This window comes from Saccharopolyspora sp. NPDC002686, from assembly GCF_040295745.1.
Lineage (GTDB): Bacteria > Actinomycetota > Actinomycetes > Mycobacteriales > Pseudonocardiaceae > Saccharopolyspora > Saccharopolyspora oryzae.
The window spans coordinates 20,788-27,893 of sequence record NZ_JBEOVY010000061.1 but is presented as its reverse complement, the minus strand read 5'-3'; the positions used below and the strand labels follow the sequence as shown (position 1 = coordinate 27,893).

Genomic DNA, 7,106 nt, shown 5'->3' with positions numbered 1-7,106 from the left:
ACCTTCGCTCCGTTCTCATGCATACCGGTGTCCTGCCTGAGCGATCCGAATATCTTGAGCGGATCGGACCATGGCTTGACGCTGCTCACATGTCTCCCGCTTCGTGCAGGATCGGCCACAGCTCCACCGGTTCCTGATCGGCGAAGGGCATGTCCGCTGCGATCTGCTGCGCGCGCTCGAGGTTCTCGCAGTCGAGCAGGTAGAAGCTGGCGAGGTACTCCTTGGTCTCCAGGTACGGGCCGTCGGTGACCGCCGGAGCACCGTCCTTGCGGCGGATGAGCTGGGCGTTCGCCGCGTCCGCCAGGCCGTAGGCGCCGATCAGTTCGCCGGTCTCGCGGTACTTGGTGTTGAAGGCGTCCTGCTTGGCGATCGCCTCCGGCCACTGCTCCGCCGGGAAGGAGTCCCACTTGGCCTGGTTGCCGTAGATCATCGCGACGTACTTCATCGGGTGTCCTCCCGTCCCGCACGCCCGCTCGGCGCGCTCCCGACCATCAGTCGGAGCACGAGGCCGCACTTCTACATCTCACCACATCTTTCTTCGAGAAGGCGCTGACCAGCGACGACGGATCAGTGGCAGCAGTCGAGGACCTGCGGCGTCCAGTCGCGGGCGAGGACGTCGACCAGCCCCAGGTCGGTGATCTTCACGCTCGGCGAGACCGCCAGCGTCAGCGTAGACACGCTCATGAACGGGTTCGCGTGCCGCCACCCCCACGCCTCGAGCGCTTCGCGCACTCGGCGGCTGCCCGCCACGGCCTCCGCCGCCGGCTCCGCCGACATGACGCCTCCGACGGCCAGCGGCAGTCGCGCGACCACGCCTCCGGCGTGCGCGACCGCCACTCCGCCGTCGTCGGCCAGCACCGCTTCCGCGGTGGCTCGCATCGCTCGCCGGGTCGTCCCCAAGGTGACGAAGTTGTGGCTGTCGTGGGCATAAGTCGTGGTCAGGGCACCGTCGGCGAGGTCCATGCCGATCACCGGGACGCACGCGGTGTTCGGCCGGCCGTGGCGGTTGCGGACCCAGAGGAGCGCGACTTCGCCCTCCCAGCGGACTTCGCCGTCGACGACCTCGAGCTCGACCTCGGCAGCCCGGGTGTAGGTGTCGACCGGGTTGACCTGCAGGGCGCGGAACTTGTGGGTGCCGTCGGGGAGGTCGAGGTGCCAGCGGAACTCGTCCGCGGCGATGTCGGTGATCTGCACCGAACCGGCGAAGGGGTGCTCGACGTCGGGCTCGGGGTAGGTCGCGGCGCCGTCTCGGGCCACCACGGTGCCGCCGGCGATGACCGTGTGGACCGCGAAGTCCTGGAGCTCTCCGTCGAGGAGCAGCAGGTCGGCGCGCTTGGACGGAGCGACCACGCCCCGGTCGTACTTGCGCAGGCGCTGCGCGGGGTTCCAGGTCAGGGCCCGCAGGGCGTCCAGCGGCGCGAGACCGGCTTCGACGGCCTTCCGCCCGATGTGGTCGAGGTGGCCCTTCTCCGCGATGTGGTCGGCGGCGAGGTCGTCGGTGACCAGGCACAGCGGCGGCAGTTGCGGCAACGCCGTCAACGCGCCGACGACCTCCGGGAGCAGGCACTTCTCCTGCAACATCACCGTCATGCCGAGCCGGGCCTTCTCCACCGCGACCTCGGGGCTGTTCTTGGTGTGGTCGGAGTCGATGCCGGTGGCCAGGTAGTCGCTGAGCTCCTCGCCGGAGAGGTTCGGGCAGTGCCCGTCGAGGATCGTCCCGCGCTCCCGGGCGACCCGCACGATGTCGTGCATCCGCTGGTCACCGGCCACGACAGCCCGGTAGTCCATCACCTCGGCGAGCGCGGAAACCCCGTCCCAGCCGAGGAGTTCGTCCACGTCCTCGGGGTCGAGGTGCGCGCCGGAGTACTCCATCCCGGCCAGCGCGGGAACGCACGACGGCACACCCCACAGCTGCGTCTGCGGACTCCGCGCGCCCTGCTCGATCATCCACCGCATCGCGGCCTTGCCCGCGACGTTGACGATCTCGTGCGGATCCGCGAGCACCGTCGTCGTCCCGCGCGGCAACGTCAACCAGGCGAAGGCGGCCGGTGTGGTGAACGAGCTCTCGACGTGCATGTGCGCATCGATGAACCCGGGCACGACCAGCCGGCCCGCCGCATCGATCACCTCGGCGGCCTCCGGTCCGGCCCCCGGCGGCACCACACCGCTGATCACCTCGCCGGTGATCAGCACATCGGCCTCGAACACCTCCCCGGTGAACGTCGAAACCACGCGCCCACCGGAAATCCGCAGGTCAGCCATGCCTCTCCCTTTCCGGTCAGTGGGCGTTGGTGAAGAAGAAGAGCAGCAGGAACGGCAGCAGGATCCACATGCCCAGGTGGACGTCCCGCCACCGGCCCGCGACCACCTTGATCAGGACGTAGGCGGTGAGGGCGGCGGCGATGCCGTTGCCGAAGTTGCCCCAGAAGATCGTGCATGTCACCAGCAGCGCCGCCGGGACCGCCTCGGTCAGGTCGCTGAGGTCGACCCGCTGGAAGCCGCGCATCATGCTCAGCCCGACCACGATCAGCACCGGGGCCGTCGCCGCGGACGGGATCATCGTCGCGAACGGCGTCAGCAGCAGGAGCAGGAGGAACAGCCCGGCCGTGGTCAGCGAGGTCAGGCCGGTGCGACCGCCCGCGTCGGAACCGGCCGCGGACTCGGCGTAGGTCGTGACCGACGGGGCGCCGACGAGCGAGCCGCCGGTGATCGCCACCGAGTCGACCAGGAACGTCCGGTTGATGTTCCGGTCGCTGTCCCGGGTCGGGCCGATCCGCTCGGTCACCGCCAGCACCACGCCCGTCGCGGAGAACAGCTCCGAGGCGAAGAACGCGAACAGGTACTGCAGGTACTCGGGTCGCAGCGCGCCCCAGAAGTCGATGTCGAAGGCCACCGGACCGAGGCCGGCCGGGGCCTGGAACCAGTGGTCGGGCAGCTCGGTGACGCCCAGCGGGATGCCGATGATGGTGAGCGCCACGATGCCGATCACGAACGCGCCGGGCACCTTCCGCGCCTGCAGCGCGGCGACCAGCACGATCCCGCCCAGCGCGAGCAGCACCTCGGCCGAACCGAGATCGCCGATGTCCAGGCCCTTCGCGGTCGGCTCGAGCATGCCGGAGAGCTTGAACCCGACGTAGACGATGAACAGGCCGATCGCGGTGCCGATGGCCAGCCGGATGTTGTCCGGGATCACCTTGGCGAGCAGTCCGCGCAGGCCCAGCACCGACAGCACCAGGATCGCGATGCCCGACCAGAAGACCATGCCCATGGCCACCGGGTACGGCACGTGCTGCTGCTGGATGAGCGTGGCGGCGACCAGCGCGGTGCCGCCGAGGCCCGGCGCGAGCACGAACGGCATGTTGGCGAAGAAGCCGACCGCGGCCGTGGCCAGCACGATCGTCAGGATCGTGCCGGTGGTCGCCGCCTCGTGCGGCACCCCGGCCTTGGCGAGCATCCCGGGGATGACCACGACCGCGTAGGCCGAGGCGAAGAACATGCTCAACCCGGCGAGCAGTTCGGTGCGCACCGAACTGCCCCGCTCGGCCAAGCCGAACCAGCGGTCCAGCTTCGCCCGCTTCACATCGACCATCGGTCGCGACTCCCCTGGTGAACGTTGCAAGCGTTTGCATTGCAAGCGATTGCAGGGAGGTTAAGCAGCGCGGTATGAAGGTGTCAAACAACGCGAGGGAGGACTCGATGGCGCGGCTGGCCGACGTGGCCCGCAAGGCCGGGGTGTCGGTGGCGACCGCGTCGCGTGCGCTGGTGCGGCCGGAGATGGTCGCCGAGCGCACCCGGCAGCGGGTCCGCGACGCCGCGATCGAGCTCGGCTTCCGCTACCACCCGTCGGCGCAAGCCCTCGCGACCGGCCGCAGCCGCCTGCTGGCGCTGCTGGTGCCGGACCTGACCAACCCCTTCTACGCGCCGATCATCGCCGGTGCGCAGCGCGCCGCCGAAGAAGCCGGCAACGACCTGCTGGTCGTGGTCACCGACGAATCGCCCGAGCGCGAACGGCTGCTGATCGACCGGATGCGCGACCGGGTGGACGGCTTCCTGGCGATCGCCCCGCGTGGGGCGAGTTCGCTGTTCACCTCGCTGGACGTGCCGCTGGTGCTGGTCGACCGGCGGGTGCGCGGCGTGCCGTCGGTGCTCCTCGACACCCCTGGTGGGCTCGACGAGCTGGGCGCGCACCTGGCCGAGCTCGGCCACCGGCGGATCGCCTACCTCGGCGGACCGCGCGGATCGTGGGCCGACCCGCGCCGCTTGGAGGGATTGCAGCGCGGGTTCGGGCACGAGGTCGTCGCTTTCGGACCGCTGCCACCGACTTTCGAAGCCGGCAACGACATCGTCGACACATTGTTGAACAGCGAATGCACCGCTGCCGTGGCCTACAACAGTGCGCTGTTCCTCGGTCTGCTGTACCGCTTGGCGCAGTTGGGCATCCAGGTGCCGGAGTCGTTGAGCGTGTGCTGCGCGGACAACATCGCCGGTCTCGGCCTGGCCGTCCCGGAAGCGACCGCGCTGCACGTGCCCTCCGAAGAGGCCGGTTCGTCAGCGGTCGACATGCTGCTCAGCGCGGTCGACGGACGCTCACCGGAACCGCGCCATCGCTCGGTTCCGGTGAACCTCGTCATCGGCAAGACCACCGCAGCGCCGCGTTGATCATCCGATCGCGAAGTGTGAATTCACTCGAAATTCGGGATTCAGCCGCCTCCCTCGTTACATTACGTGCGGAAATGCGGTAAGAATTCACGCGTGTGGACCAGCACCAGATCAACAGCCGAAGCGCTCGACCATGCCGATGTGCTCGCCGATCTGCGCGTCCGCTACGACCTGCCACCCGGCCTGATCCGCCTCGACGGTGACAGCGGCGGACCGGCGCGCACCACCACCGACCGGCTGCGCCGCTTCGTCATGCACCGGCGCGGACCGCACACCGGTCGCCCGCGCGGTGAATCCGACTGGCGCCGCGAAGCCCGGCTCGCCGCGATCGCGCTCGCCCCGCTGATCGGCGCCGCGCCGAAGGAGATCACGGTCGGCGAATCGACGTCGATCAACCTGTTCAAAGCCCTGCTCGCGGCCGCACGACTGCGCCCGGGCCGGTCGATCCTCGCCATGGGACGGGACTGCTTCGCCGCGGACCGATTCCTCGCCCAGTCCGCCGCCGACTACATCGGTGGCCGCCTGCACCTGTTCGACGACATCTCCGAGCTCGCCGCCCTGCCGGGCGACGAAGTGGCCGTGGTGGTGCTGTCGCACACCGACCTGCGGACCGGCGCAGTGCGCGATTCCGCTGCTATCACCTCCGAAATCCACCGCCACGGCGCGCTGGCGCTGTGGGACCTGAGCTACTCGACCGGTGCGCTGAACGTGGACCTGCGCGGCTGGCGCGCAGACTTCGCCATCGGCTGCGGGCACCGCTACCTGGGCGGCGGAGCCGGAGCACCCGCCTACTCCTTCGTCGCCGACCGGCACAACGACGCCTTCCCGGTGTGCACCCGCGCTGGCGTGCAGCACCCGCTGGCCGACGGCTTCACCGGTACGGCATCGACGCTGTCGGTCTCCGAACTCCGCACCGGGCTGTCGATCCTGACCGGCATCCCGGCGGAAGCGCTGGCCGCCAAGACGGCCGGCCTGGTCCAGCTGTTCCTGGACCGCCTGGACGACTTCTGCGCGGACACCAAGATCGACATCGTTCGGTCGACCTCGCCCACCGGCTCGCAGCTGGTCCTCCGCCACCAGCACGCCGAGCACATCGCGGACGCCCTCTTCGACCGCGACGTCGTCGTGGAGCACGCGGAACCGGACCTCCTCCGCCTGAGCTTCGCCCCGGCCTGGCTCCGCTACGTCGACGTCTGGGAAGCCGCCGAACAACTCCACGCAACCCTCCACGAAGTCTCCTGACAGCTCGGGATTTCGGCAAGGGCCATACCACTCGGCCGAGTTAGGTCAAGTGGCCGAAACCTGTTGGCCCGCAGGACGATCCGCGCTGGCCTGTTGACCGATCCGCACCGCTGATCCTCCCGGCATGCTCGAAAGCAGACATCCGCTGGAGAGGAGCAAGTCATGGGTGCGATGGGCCTTGTGCCGCAAGTACGAGTTCGGGCAGCACGCTGGAAATCCGGGGAGTTCTCCGGGATTCGGCGAATCAGGTTCGGCACTGGAGACTGGGTGCATGACTGTGCATCCGCGCGTGGCGGAAGTCGTTGCCGACTACCTGGACCTGGTCGACGCCGAAGCGGGCGGGCTCGTGACCGGCCTGTACTTGGAGGGGTCGGTGGCGATCGGGGACTTCCGGCCGCACGCGAGCGACGTGGACTTCGTCGCGGTGGGCGAAGACCCACCGGACGCTGTGGCTCTCGCTGCACTGGAACGCGTTCACGCCCGGCTCGGGGAACGCCGCCCTGGACTGCACTTCGACGGTGCTTACCTGACGTGGCAGGACCTGGCCGGCGGTCCGGACGCCGCTGTCGGCAGGCCGAGCATCGAAGAAGGACGGTTTCGCGCGACGAGCGATCGGCTGAGCCCGGTCACGTGGCACACCCTCGCGCGGTACGGAGTCGTCTGCCGCGGTCCGGCAGTCGCTGACCTCGACATTTGGGCGGACGACGAGGTGCTGGCCGCTTGGCAGGACGCGAACCTCGACGAGTACTGGGGACGACTGCTGGCCCGGACCGCTGGACTCGTCGACTCGCCCGGCCCGTTCTCGCGGACCGACGACGCCACGGCCTGGACGGTCACCGGAGTTCCACGGCTGCACTACACGCTGACCACGGGCGACATCACGTCCAAGGACGGCGCGGGTCGCCATGCGCTGCGGGTGTTCCCCGAGCGGTGGCACCGCGTGGTGCGTGAGGGGCTGCGCATCCTCCGCGCGGAGGACGACCAGTCGCTGTACGGGGATCCCGGGGAGCGCTGGCAGGACGTGCTCGCGTTCGGCGAGATGGTCATCGCCGATGCACACCGGTGCTACGCGGAGCGGCACCGAAGCTGACGGCAATGCCGGTAGACGGAGGGAGGAAGATCAGGTCGACCAACTCGACCGTCCGAATTGGACTTGTGGGCGTTCTCCGGCGCTCGCTTCCGATTTGCGACAGCTCGGCCGAATG

General features: G+C 69.3%; 6 protein-coding genes. 3 read left to right on the top strand and 3 right to left on the bottom strand.

Annotated elements, in window-relative coordinates; translation table 11 throughout:
* Positions 1–85: 85 nt before the first annotated feature.
* The 3 genes from ABTZ89_RS11020 to ABTZ89_RS11010 form a co-directional block, all read right to left on the bottom strand.
* Positions 86–445 carry a YciI family protein gene (locus ABTZ89_RS11020; protein ID WP_270947482.1) on the bottom strand — a complete coding sequence of 120 codons (360 nt, stop codon included), beginning with the start codon at positions 443–445 and terminating at the stop codon, positions 86–88.
* Positions 446–567: 122 nt separating this feature from the next.
* On the bottom strand, positions 568–2,262 hold the full coding sequence (locus ABTZ89_RS11015; RefSeq protein WP_351042890.1) for an adenine deaminase: 1,695 nt from the start codon (positions 2,260–2,262) through the stop codon (positions 568–570).
* A gap of 16 nt (positions 2,263–2,278) precedes the next feature.
* Positions 2,279–3,589 (bottom strand): NCS2 family permease, encoded by a 1,311-nt coding sequence (locus ABTZ89_RS11010; protein WP_351042887.1) that lies wholly within the window; start codon positions 3,587–3,589, stop codon positions 2,279–2,281.
* A gap of 107 nt (positions 3,590–3,696) precedes the next feature.
* Here ABTZ89_RS11010 and ABTZ89_RS11005 point away from each other — a divergent pair, with 107 nt between their 5' ends.
* From ABTZ89_RS11005 to ABTZ89_RS10995, 3 genes are all read left to right on the top strand, one after another.
* Positions 3,697–4,659 (top strand): LacI family DNA-binding transcriptional regulator, encoded by a 963-nt coding sequence (locus ABTZ89_RS11005; protein ID WP_270947485.1) that lies wholly within the window; start codon positions 3,697–3,699, stop codon positions 4,657–4,659.
* Between the two features lie 93 nt (positions 4,660–4,752).
* Positions 4,753–5,901 (top strand): aminotransferase class V-fold PLP-dependent enzyme, encoded by a 1,149-nt coding sequence (locus tag ABTZ89_RS11000; RefSeq protein ID WP_270947486.1) that lies wholly within the window; start codon positions 4,753–4,755, stop codon positions 5,899–5,901.
* 271 nt (positions 5,902–6,172) lie between these two features.
* Positions 6,173–6,991: a nucleotidyltransferase domain-containing protein gene (locus tag ABTZ89_RS10995; protein WP_351042882.1), complete on the top strand. Its 819-nt coding sequence runs from the start codon at positions 6,173–6,175 to the stop codon at positions 6,989–6,991.
* The last annotated feature ends 115 nt before the right edge of the window (positions 6,992–7,106 follow it).